This is a genomic window from Actinomadura violacea (assembly GCF_017573465.1).
Lineage (GTDB): Bacteria > Actinomycetota > Actinomycetes > Streptosporangiales > Streptosporangiaceae > Spirillospora > Spirillospora violacea.
The window spans coordinates 195,818-219,091 of record NZ_JAGEPF010000010.1 but is presented as its reverse complement, the minus strand read 5'-3'; the positions used below and the strand labels follow the sequence as shown (position 1 = coordinate 219,091).

The 23,274-nt window shown below is 74.6% G+C and carries 19 protein-coding genes; 8 read left to right on the top strand and 11 right to left on the bottom strand.

Annotation, left to right across the window (positions count from 1 at the left end; translation table 11 throughout):
- Positions 1-15 precede the first annotated feature (15 nt).
- The 3 genes from J4709_RS17670 to J4709_RS17660 are packed head-to-tail and all read right to left on the bottom strand — an operon-like array spanning position 16 to position 2,665.
- A complete protein-coding gene (locus J4709_RS17670; RefSeq protein ID WP_307801318.1) occupies positions 16-1,107 on the bottom strand; it encodes a bifunctional RNase H/acid phosphatase in 1,092 nt (363 codons plus the stop codon).
- The gene (locus J4709_RS17665) at positions 1,104-1,847 is read right to left on the bottom strand and encodes a zinc ribbon domain-containing protein (protein ID WP_208242045.1); all 744 of its coding nucleotides are present in this window, start codon (positions 1,845-1,847) and stop codon (positions 1,104-1,106) included. Before J4709_RS17665 ends, J4709_RS17670 begins: the two co-directional genes overlap by 4 nt.
- Positions 1,844-2,665, bottom strand: coding sequence for a Nif3-like dinuclear metal center hexameric protein (locus J4709_RS17660; protein ID WP_208242043.1), 822 nt, complete (start codon positions 2,663-2,665; stop codon positions 1,844-1,846). Before J4709_RS17660 ends, J4709_RS17665 begins: the two co-directional genes overlap by 4 nt.
- A 224-nt stretch (positions 2,666-2,889) precedes the next feature.
- Between J4709_RS17660 and J4709_RS17655 the strand changes: the two genes are divergently transcribed.
- The 3 genes from J4709_RS17655 to J4709_RS17645 are packed head-to-tail and all read left to right on the top strand — an operon-like array spanning position 2,890 to position 4,219.
- On the top strand, positions 2,890-3,360 hold the full coding sequence (locus tag J4709_RS17655; RefSeq protein ID WP_232383629.1) for a pyridoxamine 5'-phosphate oxidase family protein: 471 nt from the start codon (positions 2,890-2,892) through the stop codon (positions 3,358-3,360).
- A gap of 45 nt (positions 3,361-3,405) precedes the next feature.
- Positions 3,406-3,768: a DUF6191 domain-containing protein gene (locus tag J4709_RS17650; RefSeq protein ID WP_208242034.1), complete on the top strand. Its 363-nt coding sequence runs from the start codon at positions 3,406-3,408 to the stop codon at positions 3,766-3,768.
- Positions 3,769-3,820: 52 nt separating this feature from the next.
- A complete protein-coding gene (locus J4709_RS17645; protein WP_307801317.1) occupies positions 3,821-4,219 on the top strand; it encodes a hypothetical protein in 399 nt (132 codons plus the stop codon).
- A gap of 16 nt (positions 4,220-4,235) precedes the next feature.
- On the opposite strand, the gene J4709_RS17640 is transcribed toward J4709_RS17645, so the two are convergent.
- On the bottom strand, positions 4,236-4,769 hold the full coding sequence (locus J4709_RS17640; RefSeq protein ID WP_307801316.1) for a CGNR zinc finger domain-containing protein: 534 nt from the start codon (positions 4,767-4,769) through the stop codon (positions 4,236-4,238).
- Between the two features lie 296 nt (positions 4,770-5,065).
- Here J4709_RS17640 and J4709_RS17635 point away from each other — a divergent pair, with 296 nt between their 5' ends.
- The 5 genes from J4709_RS17635 (at position 5,066) to J4709_RS17615 (ending at position 7,538) form a co-directional block, all read left to right on the top strand.
- Positions 5,066-5,326 (top strand): YbaB/EbfC family nucleoid-associated protein, encoded by a 261-nt coding sequence (locus tag J4709_RS17635; protein WP_208242032.1) that lies wholly within the window; start codon positions 5,066-5,068, stop codon positions 5,324-5,326.
- Positions 5,327-5,452: 126 nt separating this feature from the next.
- On the top strand, positions 5,453-5,722 hold the full coding sequence (locus J4709_RS17630) for a YbaB/EbfC family nucleoid-associated protein (protein ID WP_208242030.1): 270 nt from the start codon (positions 5,453-5,455) through the stop codon (positions 5,720-5,722).
- 16 nt (positions 5,723-5,738) lie between these two features.
- Positions 5,739-6,473, top strand: a complete 735-nt coding sequence (locus tag J4709_RS17625; RefSeq protein ID WP_208242024.1) for a WXG100 family type VII secretion target — start codon at positions 5,739-5,741, stop codon at positions 6,471-6,473.
- A gap of 322 nt (positions 6,474-6,795) precedes the next feature.
- Entirely contained in the window at positions 6,796-7,071 is a 276-nt protein-coding gene (locus J4709_RS17620) for a hypothetical protein (protein ID WP_208242023.1), read from the top strand.
- A gap of 107 nt (positions 7,072-7,178) precedes the next feature.
- The gene (locus J4709_RS17615) at positions 7,179-7,538 is read left to right on the top strand and encodes a hypothetical protein (protein WP_208242022.1); all 360 of its coding nucleotides are present in this window, start codon (positions 7,179-7,181) and stop codon (positions 7,536-7,538) included.
- A 5-nt stretch (positions 7,539-7,543) separates the two neighbouring features.
- Here J4709_RS17615 and J4709_RS17610 read toward each other — a convergent pair whose 3' ends face one another.
- From J4709_RS17610 to J4709_RS17580, 7 genes are read right to left on the bottom strand one after another with little or no spacing between them, the layout of a single operon-like run.
- Complete coding sequence (locus J4709_RS17610; RefSeq protein ID WP_208242020.1) at positions 7,544-8,380, bottom strand: hypothetical protein; 837 nt, start codon at positions 8,378-8,380, stop codon at positions 7,544-7,546.
- A 29-nt stretch (positions 8,381-8,409) separates the two neighbouring features.
- A complete protein-coding gene (locus J4709_RS17605; protein ID WP_208242018.1) occupies positions 8,410-9,171 on the bottom strand; it encodes a hypothetical protein in 762 nt (253 codons plus the stop codon).
- A complete protein-coding gene (locus J4709_RS17600; RefSeq protein ID WP_232383627.1) occupies positions 9,168-10,376 on the bottom strand; it encodes a glycosyltransferase in 1,209 nt (402 codons plus the stop codon). The genes J4709_RS17605 and J4709_RS17600 overlap by 4 nt, the downstream gene beginning before the upstream one ends.
- Positions 10,377-10,387: 11 nt before the next feature.
- On the bottom strand, positions 10,388-11,209 hold the full coding sequence (locus J4709_RS17595; protein ID WP_208242015.1) for an alpha/beta fold hydrolase: 822 nt from the start codon (positions 11,207-11,209) through the stop codon (positions 10,388-10,390).
- A complete protein-coding gene (locus J4709_RS17590; protein ID WP_208242013.1) occupies positions 11,202-11,483 on the bottom strand; it encodes an acyl carrier protein in 282 nt (93 codons plus the stop codon). Before J4709_RS17590 ends, J4709_RS17595 begins: the two co-directional genes overlap by 8 nt.
- Positions 11,480-15,733: a beta-ketoacyl synthase N-terminal-like domain-containing protein gene (locus J4709_RS55605; RefSeq protein ID WP_208242011.1), complete on the bottom strand. Its 4,254-nt coding sequence runs from the start codon at positions 15,731-15,733 to the stop codon at positions 11,480-11,482. Before J4709_RS55605 ends, J4709_RS17590 begins: the two co-directional genes overlap by 4 nt.
- Entirely contained in the window at positions 15,730-23,211 is a 7,482-nt protein-coding gene (locus tag J4709_RS17580) for a type I polyketide synthase (RefSeq protein WP_208242009.1), read from the bottom strand. Before J4709_RS17580 ends, J4709_RS55605 begins: the two co-directional genes overlap by 4 nt.
- Positions 23,212-23,274: the final 63 nt, after the last annotated feature.

Sequence of the window (23,274 nt, the reverse complement as noted above, 5' to 3'; positions counted from 1 at the left end):
ACTGTAGCGGGTCGGTCAGTGCTCCAGGTGATGAGCGTCGTTGAACGAGCGCAGGCTCGCGGGGCCGTCGGCGTACCAGTCGATCGTGGTGAGGGACGCGACGTCCAGGTGCATCCGGTACAGCGCCTTCATCGGGGCGCCGAGGGCGTCCTTGACCAGCATCTTGATCGGCGTGACGTGCGAGACGACCAGGACCGTCTGCTGCCGGTTGCGGACCTTCAGCTTGTCCAGCGCGGTGCGGACGCGGCGGGAGACCTGCGCGAAGCTCTCCCCGCCGGGCGGCGCGGCCTCCGGGTCGGCGAGCCACGCCTTCATCTCGGCGGGCCAGCCCTTGCCGGCCTCGGCGAAGGTGAGGCCCTCCCAGTCGCCGAAGGCGGTCTCGCGGAAGCCGTCCTCGACGCGGACGTCCAGGCCGGTGACGGCGGCGATCTCGGCGGCGGTGTCGCGGCAGCGGGACAGGGGCGAGCTGACGATCGCCTCGAGGCCGCGGTCCTTGAGCGCGAGGGCGGCGGCGCGGGCCTGGGCGAGGCCCGCGGCGGTGAGGGGGACGTCGTTGGTCCCGGCGAAGCGCTTCTCGGCGGAGAGGGGCGTCTCACCGTGGCGGAGGAGGACCGTGCGGGTGGGGGTCGAGGAGACGGGCGGCGGGCCCGGGGCCTCCTCCTGGGGAGGCTCCTCGACGGTGCGGGTCCACTCCTCGCCGCGGGCGGCGGCGTCCATGGCCTCGTTGGCGAGCCGGTCGGCGTGCGCGTTGCGGTTGCGCGGGATCCACCCGTAGGAGACGGACCCGAGGCCCTCGGCGACCTCGCGCGCGCGCAGCGCGAGAGGGATCATGTCCGGGTGCTTGATCTTCCAGCGGCCGGACATCTGCTCCACGACGAGCTTGGAGTCCATCCGGACCTCGACCCGCGCGGACGGGTCGATCCCCGCGGCGGCCGTCAGCCCGGCGATCAGCCCCCGGTACTCGGCGACGTTGTTGGTGGCCATGCCGATCGACTCGGCGACCTCCGCCAGCACCTCGCCGGTCAGCGCGTCGCGGACGAGGGCGCCGTACCCGGCCGGGCCCGGGTTGCCCCGGGACCCGCCGTCCGCCTCGACGACCAGCTTCACAGGCCCGACTCTTCGGTGCGGACGAGGATGCGCCGGCACTCCTCGCAGCGCAGCACCTCGTCCTGCGCCGCGGCCCGGATCCGGTTCAGGTCGACGGTGTTGAGCGCCAGGTGGCAGCCCTGGCAGGCGCCGCGGAACAGCTTCGCCGCGCCGACGCCGCCGAACTGGCCGCGCAGCTTCTCGTAGAGGCCGAGCAGGTCGTCCGGGACGTCCTTGGCGACGGCCGTGCGGGCGGTGCCGGTCGTGCCGCTCTCCTCGTCGATCTCCTTCAGCGAGGCGTCCCGGCGCGCGACGACCGCGGCGAGCTCCTCCTGCGCGGCGGTCTGGTCGGCGCGCAGCGCGGCGACGCGGCCGTCGGCCTCCTCGGTCCGCTCCATGATCTCCAGCACGACCTCCTCGAGGTCGGACTGCCGGCGGTGCAGCGACTCGATCTCCGCCTGCAGGCCGCTGAGGTCCTTGGCGGAGGTGACCTGGCCGGAGTCGAGCCGCTTCTGGTCGCGTTCGGCGCGGCTGCGGACCTGGTCGACGTCCTGCTCGGCCTTCTTCTGCTCCCGCGCGAGGTCGCCGGACTCGGTCTCGGCCGCGACGATCGCGTCGCGCAGTTCGGCGAGCCGGCCCTCCAGCCGGTCGATCTCCGCCAGCTCCGGCAGCGTCCGGCGGCGGTGCGCCAGCCGGTCCATCGAGCTGTCCAGGTCCTGCAGGTCGATCAGGCGAAGCTGGGCGTGCGGTGCGGCTTTCACTGTTCTCCTTCTTCGTGAAGGCTCCACGCGTCGGTGACGATCGTGGACACCCGTGTCTCCAACTTGCCCGCTTCGGGTGCGGCGGCGGCGAGCCGCCGGGCGGCGTCGGCCAGCCAGGGCCATTCCGTCGCCCAGTGCGCGGCGTCCACCAGCGCGGGGCCGCCGTGCTCGGCGAACTCCGACGCCGGATGGTGCCGCAGGTCGGCGGTGAGGTAGACGTCGACGCCCGCCGCGCGGACGGTGTCGAGGAGGGAGTCGCCGGCGCCGCCGCAGACCGCGACGGTACGGACCTCGCGGTCCGGGTCGCCCACGGCCCGCAGCCCCCACGCGGTGGACGGCAGCCCGGCGGCGGCCCGCCGGGCGAACTCCCGCAGCGTCACCGGCCCGTCCATCTCCCCGATGCGGCCGAGACCGCGGCGCGGGTCGTCGGCGGACGGGACGATCGGGCGCAGTTCCCCGGTGAGTCCCACGGCCCGGGCCAGCGCGTCCGAGACCCCCGGATCGGCGACGTCGGCGTTGGTGTGCGCGGTGTGCAGCGCCACCCCGTTCGCGATCATCCGGTGGATCAGCCGGCCCTTCGGCGTCGTCGCGGCCACCGAGTGCACCCCGCGCAGCAGCAGCGGATGGTGCGTGACCACCAGGTCGGCGCCCCACTCCAGCGCCTCGTCGATCACCGCGGCGACCGGGTCGACCGCCAGCAGCACCCGCCCGACCTCCTGGTCGGGGTCGCCGACGACCAGGCCGACGGCGTCCCAGGACTCCGCCCACGACGGCGGGTAGAGCTCTTCGAGAGCCGCGATGACATGGGATAGGCGCACGTCCCGCAGGCTACCGCGCCGAGCCGCTCCCAACGAGCCACCGAGCGTCACCGGGAGACTCCGCGGTCTGAAACGATGGGGCGGGGAACGTCCGCAGAAAGGAGAGCGCCATGTCGGCTTCCGGGTTCGCCTCGGCACCGGAGCCAGCGTCCGGTTTCGCCCTGGCATCGGAGCCCCGCTCCGGGTTCGTCCCGGGGCCGGACCCCGCCGCAGACCGTCCGCACATGCCCGGTTACGGGATCCGGGGGCCCGCGGAGGGGAGCGGCCTGCTCCCGTGGTCGTGGGCCGTGGAGCGGCTGCGCGCCGCCCGCAACTTCTGGCTGTGCACCGTCCGGCCGGACGGGCGGCCGCACGCGATGCCGGTGTGGGGCGCCTGGTCGGGCGAGGCGCTGATGTTCAGCAGCAGCGTGCCGTCCCGCAAGATGGTGAACCTGCGGGCGAATCCGCAGGTCGTGGTGGCCACCGAGGAGGCCGAGAACCCGGTCGTCCTGGAGGGCCGCGCGGAGGTCGTCACCGAGCCGCGGGACCTGCAGCGCTTCATCGACCTGGTCAACTCCAAGTACGCGACCCGCTATCGTGTCGACTTCCTGGACCCGGAGGTGAACGCGACCGTCGCGGTGCGGCCACAGAAGGCGTTCGGGCTGCGTCAGGGAGATTTCACCGGTTCTCCCACCCGGTGGACGTTCGGAGGCTGAACGCCCAGCGGGATCAATCTGGAGGCTCGTCGCGTTGGAGTCTGTGTGAAGTCACCGTTTCGCCGCCGCAAGCGCGTCAAGGGACGCCCGATGGGCACCCGTCCCGAGCAGGAGGGCCACGAGCCCGTCGACTGGCCCACGGAGGGCACCGGCCGGTCGACGCTGATGGGCGCCATCCGCGGCGACGGCGAGACCGGCGCCGGGTTCGGCGGCGGCATGTTCGAGGACCTCGCCTCGGCGTTCGAGGGGTCCAAGAAGGTCAAGCAGGAGGAGCAGCAGCGCCAGAAGGTGCTGCGCCAGGACGACCACGAGCAGGCCGGCGACGGCTCCGCCCGCGACGACCTGGACTCCGGCAAGATCCGGATCCGCCGCAACGGCCCGCTCGCCCCGCCGCCCGCCACCGAGTGACATGTCCGGTTTGGGTCGAACATAGGTTCGAATTCCGGGTTATCGTGGATCCGTGAGCACCTACGTCCCGCCCGGCTGGCCCTCGCAGGTGCACCCACCGGGCACCGACCGCTTCGAGGACACGGCGATGAGCTGGCTGCTGGAGCTCGTCCCGCCCGAGTACCGCCGCTACGGCGTCCTGCGCCGCTACCCGATCGCGCTGGCCCGGATGGCCCGCCACCACGTCGACGCGTCCGTCGAGGCCGCCCGCGAGGGCTTCCGCACCGCCCGCGTCGACCTCTCGCCCCTCGTCCCGCCGCACGGCGTCGAGTCCGTCCTGGAGGCCTACCGCCGCGAGGGCGCCCGGCTCGTCTCGCTCCTGCAGGCCATCGAGCTGGTCGAGACGGCCCTGCGCGCCCAGGCCGAACCCGACGACCCCGTCCACCGCCGCCCCTTCACCCCGAAGCTCTGACGCCTCGCCACCCCGCTCAGCCTGCGGCCTTGCGGCGGGCGCGGTAGGCGGCGACGGTGGTCCGGCTGGCGCACGCGTTGGAGCAGAACCGCCGGGTCCGGTTGCGGGAGTCGTCGACGTAGAAGCGCCCGCAGCCGACGGCCTGGCAGCGTCCGAGGGTCACCGCGGGATCGCCGCAGAGGACGTGCGCCAGCGCCGCGGCGCAGTTGCGCCCGAGCCACGTGACGGGGTCCTCCCCGTTCGGCGCGAAATGCATGTGCGCGGTGCCCGGACCGTCGTGGCCGTCGACGCGGATCACGGGCGGGTACCGCTCCAGCAGGACGTTGACGGGTTCGAGCGGCCCCCCTTGCGCCGCGGCCTCCACCGCGGCGCGCAGCGCGGGCACCAGCGCGGCGAGCGCCTCGGCATCCGGCTCGGCATCCGGCTCGGCGACCCGGTGCCGGCGCAGCATCTCGCCGCGCTCCTCCCCCGGCGCGTCGCCGTTGGCGATCTCGACCGCGAGCCGGGCCATGTTCCCCACGTAATCCGCATACCGCAAACGCTCTCCCACACCCCAAGAGTAGGCCCCGCACCCCCCTACACCCCTTACTTGCCCCGCCGCCCCCAAACGCGGCGTCACCCCACCAACGTCCCGGCGCGGCCCCGGTCCCCTCAAGGCGGCTGCACCGATGGCGCACTCGAGCCACCCACCCAACCCAAAAGCAGCCATTTCCGCAGTTCAGCCGCAAATTATGACTCCATCAAGCGCGAGAAAGCGGCCAGCGCCTGCAAACGTCTATGCACGGCCCTTGCATGCCACTACACTCCCCTGACAACTCCTGGTCCCCCCAACCATGAGATGAGTCAATGCCTCTACCTCTCGAACTCCAGGAACTGTCAGCCCAACTGTCCCGCGCTCGAATAACCGCCATAAAAGCCGATGGCGCGGTCACCGTCGAGATCGACGGACGCGGCGAACTCCTCGACCTCGGAATCGACTCGCATCGCCTGGGCGCGTCGCGCCTCCACCTCATCGAAGCGGCGATCGTCGATGCCATCAACGAGGCCGAAGACCGCTCCGCCGCACTGGAAGAACAGCTGTACAACCGGATGTTCGGCGATGAGTAGCCGACCCACCCTGTGGAGCATGCACCGTTGAAACCCACTCGGGACCCCAGAACGCGAGCCCATGCCGATCAGCGACTCGCTGAACTCGCCGAAGCGGAACGGCGCATGCTCGAAACGGAGCGTGCGGTGACCGACTACGTGAACCAACTGTCCAATCTGGGCAATGAGCAGCGACATATACGGATCACACAGAAGATCCGCCCAGGTCTCGGCACGATCGAGGTGGACGGCGATGGCCGCCTTCTCCATGTCTCGCTCGAGCGCGATGCCCTGATGACGTCCGACCGCAACGCCTTGGGCAACCGGATCCTCGAAGCCCTCGCCGCAGCCCGCACCGAGGCAGGCGACCACTACAAGCAGGAAGCCGCCCGCATCATCCGCCGCAACCGCGTCTGACCGAAAAGAGGCCACCATGAGCGCCCCCAGACCACGCCCCAGACCCGGCCGGCGCGGCGGCAACGGAGATTCCGGTTCCGGCTCGGGCGGGGCGATTCCCGGGCTCGGTCAGCCGCAAGAAGGACCCACCGTTCCGAGCATTCTGATCGACGTCGCCAGTTCAGTGATGCTCGGGACGGAGGTCTTGAAGGCGTACAAAGATCTGCAGAAGATAAAACCGGACCCCGCAGCCGTGCGCAGAGCCGCCGAGAGTTGGTACCGCGCTTCAGGGCACTATCGAGACTCCATCGACCCCATGAAGACATCCTATATTCAACTCGGCGGATACTGGAGCGGCCGGGCCTTCACCGCCTACCAGCAGTACATGGACTCGATCGCGATATCCGCTGCGGACAACAACGCCAAGGTCCTTCAGGCCGTCGGGGACGCCCTGGTGAATCTGCACAACCAAGTCGTCGACCAATACAACGACGGCATGAAGGACTTCATGGACACCCTCGACAAAGCCATCGCCTACCATAAAGATCTGGAGACGCAGAAGGGTGACGCGAACAGTGCCGCCTGGAGTGCGCTCCACAGCATCCTCGCCCTCTGGATCAAGAACGTTAACACCAGAAAGAGAAATGTAACGTACATATGCAACAAGGACGCGGGGTTGATGGAGTCGCTGCACGGACAGATACTTCAGCTTCACGCGCCACGCAAGATGCCTTCGATCGCCTCCGACAAAGGCAAATGGGTTTATGGCTAATAGACCGCCTGCGGCATGGATACGCCTCTGGAACCCTTCAAGGGCGGCCACGCATGGATCGGTCGCCGCCCTGGTCCTCAGTGGGTTACTTGCCGGAGGCTGCTCGAGCGGACCCGCAAATCACCAACGTCTCGCCAGGACCGGGGCGGTCGCCCCCGACGCGTGCACACTGATCAATGATTCCCTTGCGAGCAAGCTGGTAGGGAATTACACCAAGACGCGAACAAAGAGAACACCTGATGCCAGTGCCTGCAGTTGGCAGGCACCACTGTCGACGGAACTCTCAAAGCTGAACGGGCTCCTCAATGTTTCGGCCGTTACAGTGACAGCGCATCCCCCTCGGGAAGAGAAGTACGAAAGCGCGAAGTCGACCTACCGCAAGTTCCAGAACAAGGAAGTCTGCTACAAGCTGACCACTTCAGCCGACGAGGCGTGCTGGCAGAAGGGACGCGAATCCATAAGTGTGATCGCAAGACGGGGATACACGGTCATCAAGGCCGACTACACCGCCTCGAGTTCACCGGACCTCAAAGACCAGCGTATGGAGGGCACCGCACAATCACTCGCAAAGGAGATGCTGTTGCATCTCCACTCCTGACACGGAGCTCGGACGAGAAAGCCTGATTCTCTCGGGCGCTACCGACTCGCGAGATGCCGGTCAATGATCTTCTTAACCACCTCCGTACACCACAGCAAGGAGAATCGATGGGCGGATACAGCGTCAAGGGAAAGAAGTACCTGATCGAGGCGGGGGACACGATCAATGAAGCGGTGAACATGTGGATCGACGCATCGGTCAGCGTCGACGGGGCATGGCTCGCCCCTGGGGCGTTGAGCAAGTACGGCAAGGTGGCCGAGAGGGCCTACTCGCGGATGAAGGAAGAGGCGACCGGGATGCTGCAGGCGTCGCAGAATTCGTTGATCGAGACGCGGGAGACGATGTATCAGGTCGCCGGGGTCTATTCCGCGGCCGAGGAGGCGGCGGCGCGGAAGGCGTTGCGGGAGGCGAAAGAGGCCGGGTTGCTGGGGCACCGGCCCGAACTGGACGATCCGCGTTACGGATGACGGGTTCAGGCGGGGGTGGGGAGGGCTGTTAGGAGGCGGGGTGGGCGCGGGAGGGCGGGGGTCAGGTCGGCGGTGAGGGCCTGGCGGAGCTTCGGGACGGACGCGGCGGGGGCCAGGGCGACGACGCAGGCGCCGATCTTGCGGCCGCCGAGGGCGCCGGCGTCGAGGGCGGTGCGCAGGGCGCGGTCGGGCAGCGGGTCGCCGAAGGTGTGGGCGTCGGTGAGGAGGGGGCCGAGGGCGGACGGCCCCGAGGTGCGGAGCGCGGCGGCGGCGCGGGCGGCGGCGCCGGCCGGGGTCGGCAGGGTCGACGAGTGCCGGATGCCGAGGTCGATGATCACGATGCGGAGGTCCGCGGCGGCCAGATCGAAGGGGACGTGCTCGAGCGTGCCGGGCGTGGTCAGGATGGCGTGGGCGGCGCGGGCGTGCAGGGCCGTCCGGTAGGCGGGGTGGCCGGTGAGGGGGTGCGGGCCGGCGGGCGGGCCGTGCAGGGCGCGCAGGGCGAGGAAGGTGGCGGCGGCGGTCTCGGCGCCGGTGAGCAGGCCGGTCTCGGCGGGGATCTCGCGGTTGATCACCAGGCGGGTGCCGGGGGCGGGGTCGGCGTGGGAGTTCAGGACGGCGACGGACTCCCGGGCCCAGTGCGGGACGGGTCCGCAGGGCGGCGCGGCGCCGTCGGTGTGGTGGTTCACCGAGTAGAGGGACGGGACGGCGGACGGCCCCGCGGCGACGATGGCGCCCCACGGGAGGGCGATCGTCAGGCCGTCCAGGAGGGGCAGGCCGATGAGGGCGCGGTGGATCGCGGCGGGCGGGGATCCGTGGACGCGTTCGAAGACGTACGCGGTCATGCGGATCTCCGGGGACGTTGCGAGGCCGATCAAATCTCGTCCTTCCGCGGGTCGCGCCAGGTGAGGCGGTTCCAGGGCGGCGCGTCCTCGACGAGGGTCCGCCACCAGGTGTACGGGGTGAGGACGGGCCGCAGCAGCGCCGTGCGGTGCAGGTCGCGGGGGGAGAGCGGGGTGCCGGCGAAGACGAGGTAGGGGACGGCGCAGTAGGCGATGACGGCGATGGGCCCCCATTGCGGATCGGACGCCAGCGCGGCCAGGACGAGTCCCATGACGAGGATCGAGGGCACCAGGGCCTGTGCGAGGGAGACGCCGAGACCTTGCAGCCAGGCGGCGCGTCCCTTGTAGGCGGGGGCGCGCGGGGTGAGGTGGCAGGGGACGATGACGTGCCCGGTGTCGGCGTCGTAGTGGTGGAGGCGGGCCATGGTGGTGGTGTAGTCGCCGGTGTACGCGTCGTCGAGGAGTTCGGTGTGGACGACGGTCGCGAAGCCCGCGTCGCGGGTGTGGCGGAGCATGTCGAGGGCGCGGGTGACGGGGAGGTCTGCGGGGACCAGGCCGAGGACGTCCAGGCCGGTGTCGCGGGCGTGGGCGATGGCGGCGCGCCGGACGCCCGCGGCGATGACCGCGCCGTCGGCGCTGATCACGTCGTAGCCGCCGGGTTCGCGCGGGCCCTCCCAGCTCAGCGGGGCGGGGCGGCGCGGCTGCGGGAGCCGGCGGAGCCGCGCCAGGCGGCGGCGGAGCCGCATCGCGTCCGCGATGAGGCCCGCCGCCACCAGCGCGGGTACCGCGATCACGCCAGTTTCTCCAGGCGGTCGGCGGCCTCGGCGGCGCCGCCGGCGGCGGCGAAGGAGTCCCGGACGGCCTCGGCGGCGGCGCGGTGGGCGTCCCCGGTGAGGACGGTGGTGAGCGCGTCGCGGAGCTCGGCGGCGCGGACCCGGCTGAACCGGACCTGGACGCCGGCGCCGGCGGCCTCGACCTGCCGGGCGATGACCGGCTGGTCGTCCCGGATCGGCGCGACGACGAGCGGCAGCCCCTGCGCGAGGCTCTCGCAGACGGTGTTGTGGCCGCCGTGGCACACGACCGCGGACATCTTCTGCAGCAGCCTGAGCTGCGGGACGTGCGGCCGGACGAGGACGTTGGGCGGCGTGCCGTCGACGATCCCGGGCGGCGCGACGAAGACGGCCTGGACGTCCAGGTCGCGGACGGCGTCGGCGGCGACCCGGTAGAACCGCTCGCCGGCGGGCCCGTTGAGGGTGCCGAGCGACACCAGGACGGCGGGCCGCCCGTCCAGCCACTCCCACGGGAACGCGGCGCCCGCCGGACGGTCGAGGGCGGGGCCGACGAACGCGAAGTGGTCGGGGAAGACCGAGGTGTCGCCGACGAGCGCGCCGGTGGAGAAGATCAGCACGAGGTGGTCGGAGAACCGCAGGTCCAAGAGGTCCTCGATGCCGTGGTCGAGCTGGAAGTCGCCGATCTGGTCGCGGACCCACTCCTCGACCAGCGGCATCCCGGCGAGCGGCCGGGTGAACTCGGCGGAGGTCGTCGCGGACGTCGCCCACGGGATCTCGCGGAGCCGGGCGGCGACGGGCGCGGCGAGCACGATCTGGTCGCTGACCACCACGTCCGGCCGGAACCGGTCGAGGGCGGTCCGGACGCCGGGCATCATCGCGTGGCCGAGCGGGACGATGAACTCCTCCCACAGGAACCGCAGGGCGGCGGGGCCGCGCAGCCGCAGCCACTCCTCGCGGGCCTCGGCGAGCCGGGCGGCGAACGCGTCGTCCTCGGCGGAGAAGATCCGCGCGCCGGCGCGCAGCAGCGGTTCGAGGGTGGGGCGGTGGCCGGTCCAGGCGACGGTGTGGCCGCGCCGGACGAGTTCCGTCCCGACCGCGACGGTCGGGTTGACGTGCCCGGCGAGCGGCGGGACGGCGAACAGGAAGCGGCGCTTCGGCGTCTCGGCGCGCGGGATGCCGGGGGCGCCGAGCAGCGACGGGACCTGCATGCGGCGGCCCTTCACCGGGCACCTCCGGCGGCGGTGACGGGGACGCGGGTGCCCGCGTGGTGGGCCAGCCAGGGCAACATGACCTCCAGGAGTTCGGCGGTGCCCTCCCGCAGCACGGTGTGGGCGTGGCCGGCCATGACGTGCAGGGTGCAGCCGGGGACGGTGCGCAGCAGCAGCCGCCCGGCCTCGGCGACGTCGGAGTGCTGCCCGTACACGGCGAGCACGGGGCAGCGGACGGCGGCCAGCTCGGCGGGGCGGACGGGCTCGGTGCGGGCCAGGTCGTCGAGCAGGGTGGTGCGGTTGATGAGGGCGTCGGCGGCGGCGATCTGCCGGCCGGTCTTGCGCCATCCGGCGGCGAGGAGCTGGTCGGCGAGCCGGTCGTACTCCAGGCCGAGCGCGGACGCGGTCAGCGTGTTGAGCAGGCCCTCGACCCAGCCGGCGTCCTCGCCGGGACCGTACGCCTCGATGAGCACCATCCCGGCGATCCGGTCGGGGCGGGCCAGCGCGGCCTTCAGCGCGACGACCCCGCCGAAGCTGTTGGCGACGAGGTGGACGCGGTGGTGGCCGAGCGCGTCGAGGATGCCGAACAGGTCGGCGACGGCGTCGTCGGCGCCGTAGCCGTCCGGGGTCGGCTCGGAGCGGCCGTGCCCGCGCAGGTCGTACAGGACGGCGTGGGCGCCGGCGTCGGCGACGGGCCCGGCGATCGTGTAGTAGAAGCTCGACAGGTTGTCCAGGACGAGCCCGTGCAGGAACACCACGACGGGCCTGCCGGGGTCGGGCGGCCCGATGGCCTGCACGTGGAAGCGGACGCCGCGGGCGGTGACGTCAGGCATGCGCGGCCTCCGTGGCGGCGATGTGGTCCACCAGGTCGCCGACCGTCAGGTCCATGATCTCGTCGATGTCCATGCCCGCGATGAACGCGGCGAGGTCGACGCCGTCGCCGTAGTGGTCGCGCAGCCGGTCGGCGAGGGCGACGAACTCGATGCTCTCCAGCCCGAGGTCGTCGTTGAAGGTGGTGTCGCGGCCGATCTCCACGTCGAGCAGGAAGTCCTCCCCGACGACCTCGGCCAGCATCCGGACGACCTGGGTCAGGGCGTCGTCGCTCATGTTCGGCTCTCCTCCGTGTCGGTGCCGCGCGCCGTGACCGTCCAGGCCACGACGTGTCCGTCGAGCTCGCGCGTCCGGGCCGCCGTGACGGGCCCGCCGCCGGTGACCAGCAGGTGCTCGGCGTCGGCGGCGGTGACGGCGGGTTCGGGGTGGCCGGCGGGGAGGGCCCGCAGGACGGCCTGCCGGGCGGCGCGGACGCGGGCGTCCGCGCCGCCGGGCGCCAGGCCGATGCCCGCGGGCTCGCCGGCGGGCCGTGCCAGCGCGACGCCGAGCTCGGCGTCGCAGGCGATGGACACGGCCAGGTGGTGGTCGAAGGGCCCGGTGACGACCGGGCGGTCGCCCGTCCCGTCGCTGACGGTCAGCTCGGCGGGGAACAGGGGGCCGTGGCCGCTGCGCCACAGCCAGTCGCGGACGGCGTCCTTCGCGGCGACGCGTCCGAGCAGCCACGGTCCCTGCGCGAAGCCGGGGAGCCGCTCGTACTCGGCGCGTTCGGCGGCGCACAGGTACTGGCGCATCACCAGGTCGCGGGAGGCGGTGCCGTCCCAGCGCTTGCGGGCGAGGCACCAGCCGCCGTCCTGCGGTTCCCCCATTCCGGACACTTCGGGGGTGAACTTCATCCGCCACAGTGCTTCGTCGGTGTAGAAGCGGTGCGTGGTCCAGCCGTCTATGCGTGCCCATAGGGCGCCGTCTTCGCGGACCATCTCGACGGAGCAGCGCAGGGTGGTCTCGGTAAGGGACTCTGCCCAGACGGTGGTTTCGAGGCGTTCTCCTGCGGACGGCAGCGGGCCGTACATGGAGACGCGGTCGATCCCCACGGGGAAGACGGTCTGGTCCTTCTCGCCGTACACCTGGATCCAGTGGCCGCACAGCTGCCCGGCGCTGTCGATGAGCGCGCCGGGTGTGGGTAGGGACGTCAGGACGCCGCGCACGCCGTCCTCCGCGAGCGCGATCACCTCGGTGACGCCGCGGAACAGCGGGCCGTGGAACATCCAGCGTTCCTCGTAGAGCCGCTCCGCGGTGACGACGGGCGGGCCCTCCCCGGTCAGCGGGGTGCGGTCCGGGGCGGGCGGCGCGCTGTGCCGGTCGGCGAGCAGGACCGTCCCGTCGGTGTGGCCGGGGATGACGACCTTGACCCGGCGCGGGCCTCCCCCGCCTTCGCCGCCGACGAGGTGGGCGCGGATGTCGGCGCCGGTCGGCGGGGCCGCCACCACCCACCGGACGGCGCGGACGCTCTCGAACCCGACCACAACCGTGTCCGGCAGCAGTTCCCGCGCGGTCGCCGCCATCACCTCCAGCAGCGTCGCCAGCGGCACGATCGGGAACCGGTCCGACATGTCCGGCCAGCCGGCGGGCTGCGGGAACACGCAGTGGTCCGCGAGGTAGGGCATCGCCTCCAGCGAGAACACCCGCGAGATCACCAGCTCGTCCACCGGGCCGGCCGGACCCGCCGACGGTGCGGGCGCCGCGCCGCCGCCGAGCGCCTCCAGGACCGTCTGCGCGCCGGACGCCGCGTCGTTCAGCAGCGCCTCCAGCTCGGCCAGCACCGGGTCGTCGGACGGCAGCGACGGCAGCGCGCCGATCCCGGTGCGCACCGGCGGCACCGCGCCGTCCAGCCTGACCAGCGGCGTGCCGAGGTCCAGCCGCATGCCCGCCGACGACGGCGGCGCCGGCGACGCCCCGTACCCCTCCGCCCACAGCGCCGCGACGACCCGCCGCAGCTGCGCCATGCCGTCGCGCTTCGGCACGTTCACCGCCATCGCCAGGTGCTCGCGGGCGCCGAGCCGGTCGCCGACGAAACCCGTCAGGCTCCCCGGGCCGACCTGCACGAACGCCCGCACGTGCGCCGTCCCGTACAGCTGCTCGACCAGCTCGCTGAACCGCACCGGCTCCAGCAGGTGCCGCACGACCAGCTCGCGGACCGCGTCCTCGCCGGCCGGGAACGGCGCGGCGGTCGTCCCCGACCACAGCGGGAACCGCGGCTCGCGGATCGCGAGCGCCTCGAACGACAGCTGCACCTGCTTCTCGTACGCCTCCGCCAGCGGCGTGTGGAACCCGGTGCGGAACGGCAGCTCCCGGCCGAGGACGCCCTCCGCCGCCAGCCGCTCCAGCACCTCGCGGACGTCGCCGGACGGCCCGCAGACCACCGACTGGTGCGGGCAGTTGTCGTGGCTGACGTACAGGCCGGGCCGCCCGGCGATCGCCTCCTGCGCCCGGTCGGCGCCGCAGCCGAGCGCCCCGTACACCACGTCCGGCACGTCCAGGCCGTCGCGGTCGAGCGCCCGCACGAACGCGTCCACGGCGTCCGCCTCGTACATCCCCGCGACGATCATCGCGGTCCACTCGCCGAGGCTGTGCCCGGCCGCGACGTCCGGTTCGACGCCGAGCTCGGCGAGCGCGGCGGCGAGCAGCCGGCCCACCGCGATCACGTCCGCGGCGTGGCCGAGCAGGTCGGTGCGGCCCGTCGGCTCCGGCCTCGGCAGCCCGAAGTGCTCGGCGACGTCGTCCACGCGCGGCTCGAACGCCGGCTCGAAGCCCGGGAACAGGAACGCCAGCCGGCCGCCCTCCGCCAGCAGCGGCCGCGGCGTGAACCACACGTCGCTGCGGCCCCGCCACGGCGTCCCCCGCTGGGCGACCGCGCGCGCCAGGTCCAGCCGCCGCGAGGTCGGCCCCACGATCGCGAGCCGGCACGGCAGGTCGGGCGGGTTCTCGCCGACGCGCGCGAACAGCTCCTCGTCGGGCACCGCGAGCAGCGCCGCCAGCTCGTCGCTCGTCCGCGCGGCCAGCCTGAGCACGCCCTCCTCGTCCGGCCTCGGCGCGTCCAGCCTGCGGCGCCCGCGCCTCCGCGCCGCCGGCGGCTCCTCCAGGATCACGTGCGCGTTCGCGCCCCCGAACCCGAACGCGTTCACCACCGCGCGGCGCGGCCCGTCCGCCGGCCGGCCCCACTCCGCCGCCTCCCGGACGACCCGCAGCCGCCCGCCGTCCAGCGCCGGATGCGGATCGTCCACGTGCAGCGTCGGCGGCAACACCCCGTCGCGCAGCGCGCACGCCGCCTTGATCAGCCCCGCCATCCCCGCCGCCGGCATCGCGTGCCCGATCATCGACTTCACCGTGCCGAGCCCGACCGGCGCGCCGCCGGTCCCGAACACCCGGCGCATCGTCGCCAGCTCCGCCTCGTCCCCCGCCGGCGTCGCCGTCCCGTGCGCCTCCACCAGCCCCAGCGCGCCCGGCGCCCGCGGATCCAGGCCCGCGTCCTTCCACGCCCGCTCCACCGCCAGCACCTGGCCGTCCACCAGCGGGCTCATGATCCCCGCCGCCCGCCCGTCGCTGGACGACCCCGTCCCGACGATCACCGCGTGGACCCGGTCGCCCGCCCGCACCGCGTCCCGCAGCCGCCGCAGCAGCACCACCCCGGTGCCCTCCGCCAGCAGCGTCCCGTCCGCCGCCCGGTCGAACGGCCGGATCGTCTCGGTCGGGCTCAGCGCCCGCAGCTGGCTGAACACGCTCCACACCGTCGCGTGATGCGCGTGGTGCACCGCGCCCGCCAGCATCGCGTCCGCCTCGCCGCTGCGCAGCGCCCGCACCGCGTGCTCCACCGCCAGCAGCGACGACGCGCACGCCGCGTCCACCGTGTACGCCGGACCGCGCAGATCGAACCGGTTCGCGATCCGCGCCGCCGCGAAACTCGGCACCAGCCCCACCGACGCGTCCGGGCCGTCCGGCCCCACCCGCGCGCAGAACGCCCGCCGGATCTCCTCCAGCCGGTCCGCGCCGAGCTCCGGCACCAGCTCCGCCAGCACCCCCGCCACCTGGTGCGACGTCCGAACCCGCTGGTCGAACCGCGCCACCCCCGGGGTGATGTAGCCGCCCCGGCCGATCACCACCCCGATCCGCGCCCGGTCCGGCAGCCGCTCGTCGCCGCCCGCGTCCGCGATCGCCTCCGCCGCCGCCCGCAGCGCCATCAGCTGGTCCGGCTCCATCCCCGGCACCGACGCCGGCATGATCCCGAACCGGGCCGGATCGAACGTCGCGAACTCGTCCACGAACCCGCCGCGCCGGCAGTAGAACCGGTCGCACTCCGGCGCCCGCCCGTAGGCGTCCGGGTCGTAGTACAGCGCCGGGTCCCAGCGGCCCGGCGGCACGTCGGTGATCGCGTCGACGCCCGCCAGGACGTTGCGCCACAGCTCCGCCGCCGAACCGGCGCCGGGGAACACCGCCCCCGCGCCCACGATCGCGATCGGCTCCCCCGTCACCGGACCGTCCCGGTGAACACGGCCTGCGTCTCGTCCCCGTGCGCGATCTCCCGCAGCAGCGCCGCCACCCCCGCGTCCGGATCGATCAGCCCGATGCCGCGCCGGCCGTACTCGCGGGCCAGCTCCGGCGACACCATCCCGCCGCCCGCCCACGGACCCCAGTCCGCGACCAGCACCCGGCCGCGCAGCCGCGTCCGCCACACGTGCGCGAGCGTGTCGCACGCCTCGTTCGCCGCCGCGTAGTCCGCCTGCCCCCGGTTCCCGTGGACGCCCGCGACGCTGCCGAACACGACGAAGAACCCCACATCGGGCCGCACCGCCGCCGCCAGCGCCGACGCGCCGTCCACCTTCGTCCGGTACACCCGCTCGAACGACTGCGGCTCCTTGTCCCGGACGAGCCGGTCCTCCACGACGCCCGCGCCGTGGACCACCCCGTCCAGCCGGCCGTGCCGCAGGTACACCCGCTCCACCACGTCCCGCACCAGCCGCGGCTCCCGCACGTCGCCCGCGTGGTAGCGGACCGACGCCGCGTGCTCCTTCAGCGCGTCCAGGTTCGCGCGGATCTCCCGCTCCGCGACGATCCGCCGCACCGTCGCCTCGATCTCCGCGGGCCGCCGCCCGCCCTGCGCCACCAGCGCCCGCCGCAGCCCCGCCTCGTCCGGGACGTCCGGGAACGACGGCGGCCCCACCGGCTCCAGCGTCCGCCCCATCACCTCGATGTGGCAGCCCGTCGTCCGCGCCAGCTCCAGCGCCGTCCGCGCGGTGACGCCCCGCGCGCCCCCGGTCAGCAGGACGACCCCGTCCGCGTCCAGCGGCACCCGCGCCTCGCCCCGCAGCTCCGCCGACACCAGGCGCGTCGTGCGCCGCAGGTCGCCCTCATGCCCGACCACCACCGGGCCCCGCGCGTCCAGCAGCTCGGCCAGCAGCCGCGACGCGATCGCCCGCGGCGTGTCCTTGGTGTCCACGTCCACCGCCCTGACCAGCGCGTCCGGATACTCCTGCGCGACCGTCGCCGCCAGCCCGCGCAGCCCCGCGCCCGGCCCCGGATCCCCGATCCCGCCGCCGTCGAACGCCCGCCCGAACGTCCCGCCCGCGCCGCTCGCCACGACCAGCCACCGCAGCCCGCCCGCCAGCGCGTCCCGGATCCCCGCGTACGCGTCCGGCAGCACCGCCGTCGCCCCCGGCCGCAGCGCCGCCAGATGCACCAGCCCGTCGCACGGCCCGTCCACGTCCATCGGCGTCCGCACCCGCGCCCCGTAGCGCTCCAGCAGGTCCGCCAGCTCCAGCGCGACACCGCACCCGTCGTCCACCACCACGAACGTCCGCCCGTCGAACGCCGTCCCGGTGTCGGCCGGGACCGGCAGCGCCTCCAGGTCCGCCGTCCGCACCACCTGCCGGACGACCCGCCGGGCCCGCTCCCCCGACGGCCGCACCCGCCCGGCCAGCACCCGCCGCGCCCCGGTGGTCTCACGGTCCCGCCCGGCCGGCGCGGCCGCGTCCTGCTGCGCGTCCTCCCCGCCGAGCGCGGCGGCCCCGTCCCCGGCGAGCCGCACGACCTCCACGGCCGCCGCGTCCTCGCCGTCCGGAACCCGGGCCGAAGGCACCGCGCCCCGCCCGGCCGCCTCCGGCTCCGCGGCAGGGGTGTCGTCCGCAGGCTTCACCGCCCCCGTGCCGCGCAGTTCCTCATCCCCCTCGCCCGAGGACACGCGCGCCGCATTACGCGACACCGCATCACTGGACGCCGCCGGGTGCGCGTCGGACCGTCCGGCATCGCTCGCAGCGCCCGCTTCCGGAGCCGGTTGCTCGCCGCCTCCAGACCCGCGGGACGGCCTCGGCGGCTGCTCGGCGACGGACGTCGCCGGACGTGCTTCGGCTCGTCCGCCGTCGCCTTCGGTCTTGCGGTTCGAGGCGGGCATCGCAGCGCGCGTTTCCTCGGCGTCCGACGGCGCTTCCCGGTCGGGACGTCCTGCGCCCCCGGACCGAGCGCCCGCACTCGGCGACGCGTTCGCCGTGCGCGCTGCGGCCGCGTCTCCGGTCGGCGGCTGCTCGGGGCTCGTTCCGCTCTGCTTGCCGGCCGATGCGGGCTTTGGGGCGTCGCCCTGCTGGTCGGCGGGTGCGGATTCGTGGCGACGGCGGGGCGCCGGGGGGCCGCCCACGTGGGTGGACGGGCCCGGGCGCGGGGACGCCTGCGGCGGGACGGCGGGGCGCTGCGGGTCCTGCGCCGACGGGAGGCGGGTGCGGAGCCAGTCGACGATCCCACCGATGGTGGTGATGCGGGTGAGCTGCTCGATGAGGGCGTCCGGGGCGGTGAGGCCGACGCGCTCGGTGACCTCGCCGATGATGACGGTGCGCTTGATGGAGTCGATGGACAGGTCCGCCTCGAGGTCGAGGTCGGCCTCCAGCATGGACTCGGGGTAGCCGGTGCGGGCGCTGATCACCGCGAGGACGGTGGCGTGGACGTCACGATGCGGCTCGGCGGCGGCGGGCAGGGCCGGCAGCGTCTCGCCGGGCAGGACGGGACGCGGCGCGGGGACGGGCGCCGGAGCGGACGGGGCGGCGGGCGCGGCGCCGAGGTGCCGGAGGATGACCTCGCGCTGCGCGGCGATCAGCTCGCGGCCGGCGCGCAGGTACTCCAGGACGGCGGCGTCGGAACCGGCCGGGCGGGCGGGCGACGCCGCGGCGGGGACGCGTTCGGCCGGGCGGAGCGCGCCCGCCGGGTAGCCGCCGTCGGCGGTGCGGACGAGGTGGCCGTTGACGATCCAGCCGGGCGCGGCGGGGGCGGACGCGGGGTCGAGGACGCGGGCGTCGCGGCCGGCGAACAGCGGCAGCGGGTCGACGGCGACGCCGGCGGCGGCGAGCTCGGCGAGGGCGTGCAGGAGGCGTTCGACGGAGCCGCCGTCGCCGGCGTCGCAGGCGACGGCGGTGTGCGGGCGGTCGCCGAGGATGCGGCGGGTGAGGCCGGTGAGGACGCGTCCGGGCCCGGCCTCGACGAAGGTGCGGGCGCCCGCCTCGTACATCGCCTCGATCTGCTCGACGAACCGGACGGGCGCGGCGATCTGCCCGGCGAGGGTGGCGGCGAGGTCGGCGGGGTCGCTGTCGTAGGGCGCCGCGGTGGTGTTGGACCAGACGGGGAAGGCGGGCGAGCGCAGGTCGCGGCCGGTGAGGGCGGCGCGGAGGGTGCCGGACGCGGCGGCGACGAGGGGGCTGTGGAAGGCGCAGGCGACCGGGATGCGCTCGGCGGCGAGGCCGCGTTCGGCGAGGACGGCGAGGGCGCGGGCGACGCCGGCGGTGGTGCCTGACACGACGACCTGGTCGGGCGCGTTGTGGTTGGCGACGACGATCTCGGAGACGCCGGAGACGGCGTCCCGGACCTGGCGGAGCGGTGCGGCGACGGCGGCCATGGCGCCGGGGTCGGCGCCCGCGGCGGCGAGGATGGCCTCGGCGCGGGCGGCGCTGAGCTCGATCATGTCGGTGTCGTCGAAGACGCCGGCGGCGCAGAGCGCGACGAGCTCGCCGTAGCTGTGCCCGGCGGCGAGGTCGGGGTGCACGCCGACGGCGGTGAGCAGGCGGTGCACGGCGAGGCCGGCGATGCCGAGGACGGGCTGCGCGACGCGGGTGTCGGTGAGCGCCTCGCGCTGCCGGCGGGCGTCGTCGGGGCCGAACGCGGCGGGCGGGAACATGGCGGGCGCGTAGCGTCCGCCGGCGAGGCGGAGGAGGCGCTGCAGGCGGGGGAAGGCGGCGAAGAGGCCGGCGAGCATGCCGGGCCGCTGGCTGCCCTGGCCGGGGAACAGGAACGCGACCTGCCCGGGGTGGGCGGACGTGCGGACGTGCACGCCGGGTGCGGTGCGGAACTCGGCGGCGGCGGCGAGCTTGCCGCGCAGGTCGTCGAGGCCGGTGGCGACGACGGCGGCCTGGACGCGTCCTTCGGTGGACGCGCAGGTCCGGGCGATGTCGCGGAGCCGGGCGGACGGGGCGTCCAGCAGCCGGCGGAGCCGGGCGATCTCGGCGCGGGCGGCGGTGCGGTCGGCGCCGCGGATCAGGAGCAGCTCGGCGGGCCATTCGGCGAGGCCGGACACCGGTTCGGGGCCGCCGTCGTAGCCGGCGAGGACGGCGTGGAAGTTGGCGCCGCCGAACCCGAAGCCGCTGACGCCGGCGTACCGGTCGCCGGGGCGGGCGGCCCAGGGCCGGACGCTCGTCCCGAACGCGAACGGCCCGTCGGGCTTCCACGCGGGGTTCGGGCTGGTGAGGTGCAGGGTGCCCGGCAGGACGCCGGTGTGCAGGGCGAACGCGGTCTTGATGAGCCCGGCGAGCCCGGCGGCGCACTTGGTGTGGCCGATCTGCGACTTGACGGAGCCGAGCGCGACGGAGCCGGGCGCGGCGGCGGAGAACGCGGCGGTGAGGGTGGCGAGCTCGGTGCGGTCGCCGACCTCGGTTCCGGTGCCGTGCGCCTCGACGAGCCCGACGTCGGACGGGCGTACGCCGGCGCGCTCGTAGGCGCGGTCGAGGGCGAGCCGCTGCCCTTCGGCGCGGGGCGCGGTGAGGCCGAGGGAGCGGCCGTCGCTGGACCCGGCGACGGACTTGACGACGGCGTAGACGCGGTCGCCGTCGCGTTCGGCGTCGGCGAGGCGCTTGAGGACGACGCAGGCGACGCCCTCGCCGAGCGCGATGCCGTCGGCGGCGGCGTCGAAGGGGGCGCAGCGGCCCGACGGCGACAGCGCGCGGACGGCGGAGAACATCAGGTAGTCCTGGATGCCGTTGTGCACGTCGGCGCCGCCGCACAGCACCATGTCGCTGCCGCCCGCGGCGAGTTCCTTGCAGGCGGCGTCGAGGGCGGCGAGCGACGCGGCGCAGGCGGCGTCGACGGTGTAGTTGGCGCCGCCGAGGTCGAGGCGGTTGGCGATGCGCCCGGCGATGACGTTGGTGAGGACGCCGGGGAAGGAGTCCTCGGTGGGTTCGGGGAGCTGCCCGTCCAGGCCGGGCGGGACCTCGCCGTAGTAGGACGGGAGAGCGGCGCGCAGGCCGTAGGCGGTGGCGAGCTCGTTGCCGCCTTCGGCGCCGAAGAACACCGAGGTGCGGGACCGGTCGAACGGGCGGTCGTCGTAGCCGGCGTCCTTCAGCGCGCGCGCCGCGACCTCCAGGGCGAGGAGCTGGATCGGCTCGACGCTGCCGAGCGCGTTGGGCGGGATGCCGTAGGCGAGTGCGTCGAACGGGACGTCCGGCAGGAACCCGCCCCATTTCGAGGGGGTCTTGCCGGGCTCGGACGGGTCGTAGTGCACGGCCGGGTCCCAGCGTTCGGCGGGGACCTCGGTGACGGAGTCGACGCCGCCGACGATGTTCGCCCAGTAGGCGTTGGCGTCGCGGGCGCCGGGGAACACGCAGCCGACGCCGATGATCGCGATGTCGGCGGGGCGGGCGGCGGCGGACGCGGCGGCCCGGTCCCCGGCGATGCCGAGGGCGGCGGCGCGCGCGGCGAGCAGGGCGGTGGCGCCGTCGGTGACCTCTTCGTGCAGGGCGGCGACGCTGGTGGTGGAGGTGCGCAGCGCCGCGACGTCGCCGATCATGTAGAGGCCCTCGGCGCGCTGCTCGTCCGGGCCGACGGGGGTGGAGCGGCGCAGGCCCTTGCTGGCGATGCGCAGCCGCCCGAGGTTGAGGCGTTCGAGCTGCCGCCACATGTCCTGCCGGGGCGTCCCGGCGGCCTCCAGCTCGCGGCGCGTCTCGGTGAACTGCTCGACGTAGGGGGTGCGGGCGCAGCGGGTCGCGTGGCCGGGCGAGGTCTCCAGCAGCGCCGTCCCGCCGCAGTCGACGGCGGCCTTCTGGAAGCCGGGCAGGATCGCGCCCGCCGCGACGGCCTCGGCGGTGAACAGGTAGGCGGTGCCCATGAGGACGCGGACGTCGGCGCCGCGCTCGGCGAGCGGGCCGGCGAGCGCGGCGACCATCGCGGCGGACCGCGCGTCGTGGATGCCGCCGGCGAACATCACCGACAGCTCGGCGGGGTCGCCGCCGAACGCCATGAGCCGCTCGGCCTGCGCCTCCCACAGCGGGAAGCTCGCGCGCGGGCCGACGTGCCCGCCGCACTCCTGCCCCTCGAAGACGAACTTGCGCACGCCCTCGGCGAGGAACCGCTCCAGCAGGTCCGGCGACGGGACGTGCAGGTAGGCGCTGACGCCGGCGTCCTCCAGCGACGCGGCCTGCGCGGGCCGTCCGCCGGAGACGATCGCGTACGGGGGCGCGGCCTCGCGGACCGCGTCGAGCTGCGCCTCGCGGACCTCCGGCGGCGCGAACCCGAGCACGCCGACGCCCCACGGCCGGCCGGCGAGCCGGTCGGCGGTCTCGCGCAGCAGCCGCCGCACCCGGTCGCCGTCCATCAGCGCGAGCGCCAGGAACGGCACGCCGCCCTCCTGCGCGACCGCCGCGGCGAACACCGAACGGTCGCTGACCTGCGTCATCGGCCCCTGGACGACCGGGTACTCGGGGCCGTCCGGGGTCTGCCGGGACGCCAGCGGCGCGGCCTGCACGGCGGCCCGCAGATGCTCGGCGATCCCCTCGCGGACCGCCTGGACGACCCCGCCGGCGGTGCGGTGCCGGGCGGCGAGCGCGGCGGCGAGCGGCGCGTCCTGCCCGGCGGGCAGCAGCCGCGACCGCAGCCCGGTCGCGCCGAGCCGCGCGTTGACCTCCGCCGCGGTGAGGTCGGCGAGCGCGATGTCGGGCAGGTCGGGGCGCGTGTAGACGCGGTGGCCGTGCACGACGCGGGTCTCCGAGCCGTCCATCGCGGTGAGCGCGGCGGCGACGTCGGCGGGCAGGTCCATCTCCCGGACGAGCGCGAGCTGCACGTCCAGCACGACGCCCGCGGCTCCCCCGGCGACGGCCGCGGCGGCGGTGCGCGGGCCGATGCCGCCCGCCGCGAGCACGGGGACGTCCACGGCCTCGTCCGCGAGCAGCCGCTGCAGCAGCACGAACGTGGTGAGGTCGCCGACCCGGCCGCCCGCCTCGCGGCCCCGGGCGATGAGCGCGGTCCCGCGCGTCCCGGGGAAGCCGCCGGCGACCGGCAGCACCGCGGCGGCCTCGGCGGCGTCGACGACCTCGACCAGCAGCCGGCGCCCGCGCGCGAACCCGGCGATGTCCAGCGAGTCGTCGGCGAGCAGCGCCGGGGCGTCGAACACGACCGTGCCGACGGCGTCCGGGAGCTCCTGCGGGCGGACGCGGCAGCCCGCCGGGACGCGCACCCCGAACCGGCCCGACCACCAGCGGCGCACGTCGGCGAGCGCGGCCAGCGCCGGCTCGCGCTCGGTGCCGAGGTCGAGCACGCCGTGCCCGCCGGCCCGCGCGACGGCCACCGCGAGGTGCGGGGCGGGGCGGCCGAACGGCGTGACGCCGACGATCTCGGTCCCCGGCCCGGTCGCGGACGTCCGCCGCTCCGGACCGTCCTGGACGGCCCGCGGCCCGGTCCCGTCCGCCGCCGTGTCCCTGTCCGCGGCCATGCACTGCCCCCCGACCCGTTCCGCGCGGCCCGACCCGGCGGCCGTGCGGCTGGTGCCCCTCGC

What these genes read in the sequence shown, in the direction of transcription:
- J4709_RS17655 (WP_232383629.1), top strand. Translation starts at nt 2,890, where the DNA reads ATGCCCGGTTACGGGATCCGGGGGCCCGCGGAGGGGAGCGGCCTGCTC.
- J4709_RS17635 (WP_208242032.1), top strand. Translation starts at nt 5,066, where the DNA reads ATGCCTCTACCTCTCGAACTCCAGGAACTGTCAGCCCAACTGTCCCGC.
- J4709_RS17625 (WP_208242024.1), top strand. Translation starts at nt 5,739, where the DNA reads ATGAGCGCCCCCAGACCACGCCCCAGACCCGGCCGGCGCGGCGGCAAC.
- J4709_RS17615 (WP_208242022.1), top strand. Translation starts at nt 7,179, where the DNA reads ATGGGCGGATACAGCGTCAAGGGAAAGAAGTACCTGATCGAGGCGGGG.
- J4709_RS17610 (WP_208242020.1), bottom strand. Translation starts at nt 8,380, where the DNA reads ATGACCGCGTACGTCTTCGAACGCGTCCACGGATCCCCGCCCGCCGCG.
- J4709_RS17600 (WP_232383627.1), bottom strand. Translation starts at nt 10,376, where the DNA reads ATGCAGGTCCCGTCGCTGCTCGGCGCCCCCGGCATCCCGCGCGCCGAG.
- J4709_RS17595 (WP_208242015.1), bottom strand. Translation starts at nt 11,209, where the DNA reads ATGCCTGACGTCACCGCCCGCGGCGTCCGCTTCCACGTGCAGGCCATC.
- J4709_RS17590 (WP_208242013.1), bottom strand. Translation starts at nt 11,483, where the DNA reads ATGAGCGACGACGCCCTGACCCAGGTCGTCCGGATGCTGGCCGAGGTC.
- J4709_RS17580 (WP_208242009.1), bottom strand. Translation starts at nt 23,211, where the DNA reads ATGGCCGCGGACAGGGACACGGCGGCGGACGGGACCGGGCCGCGGGCC.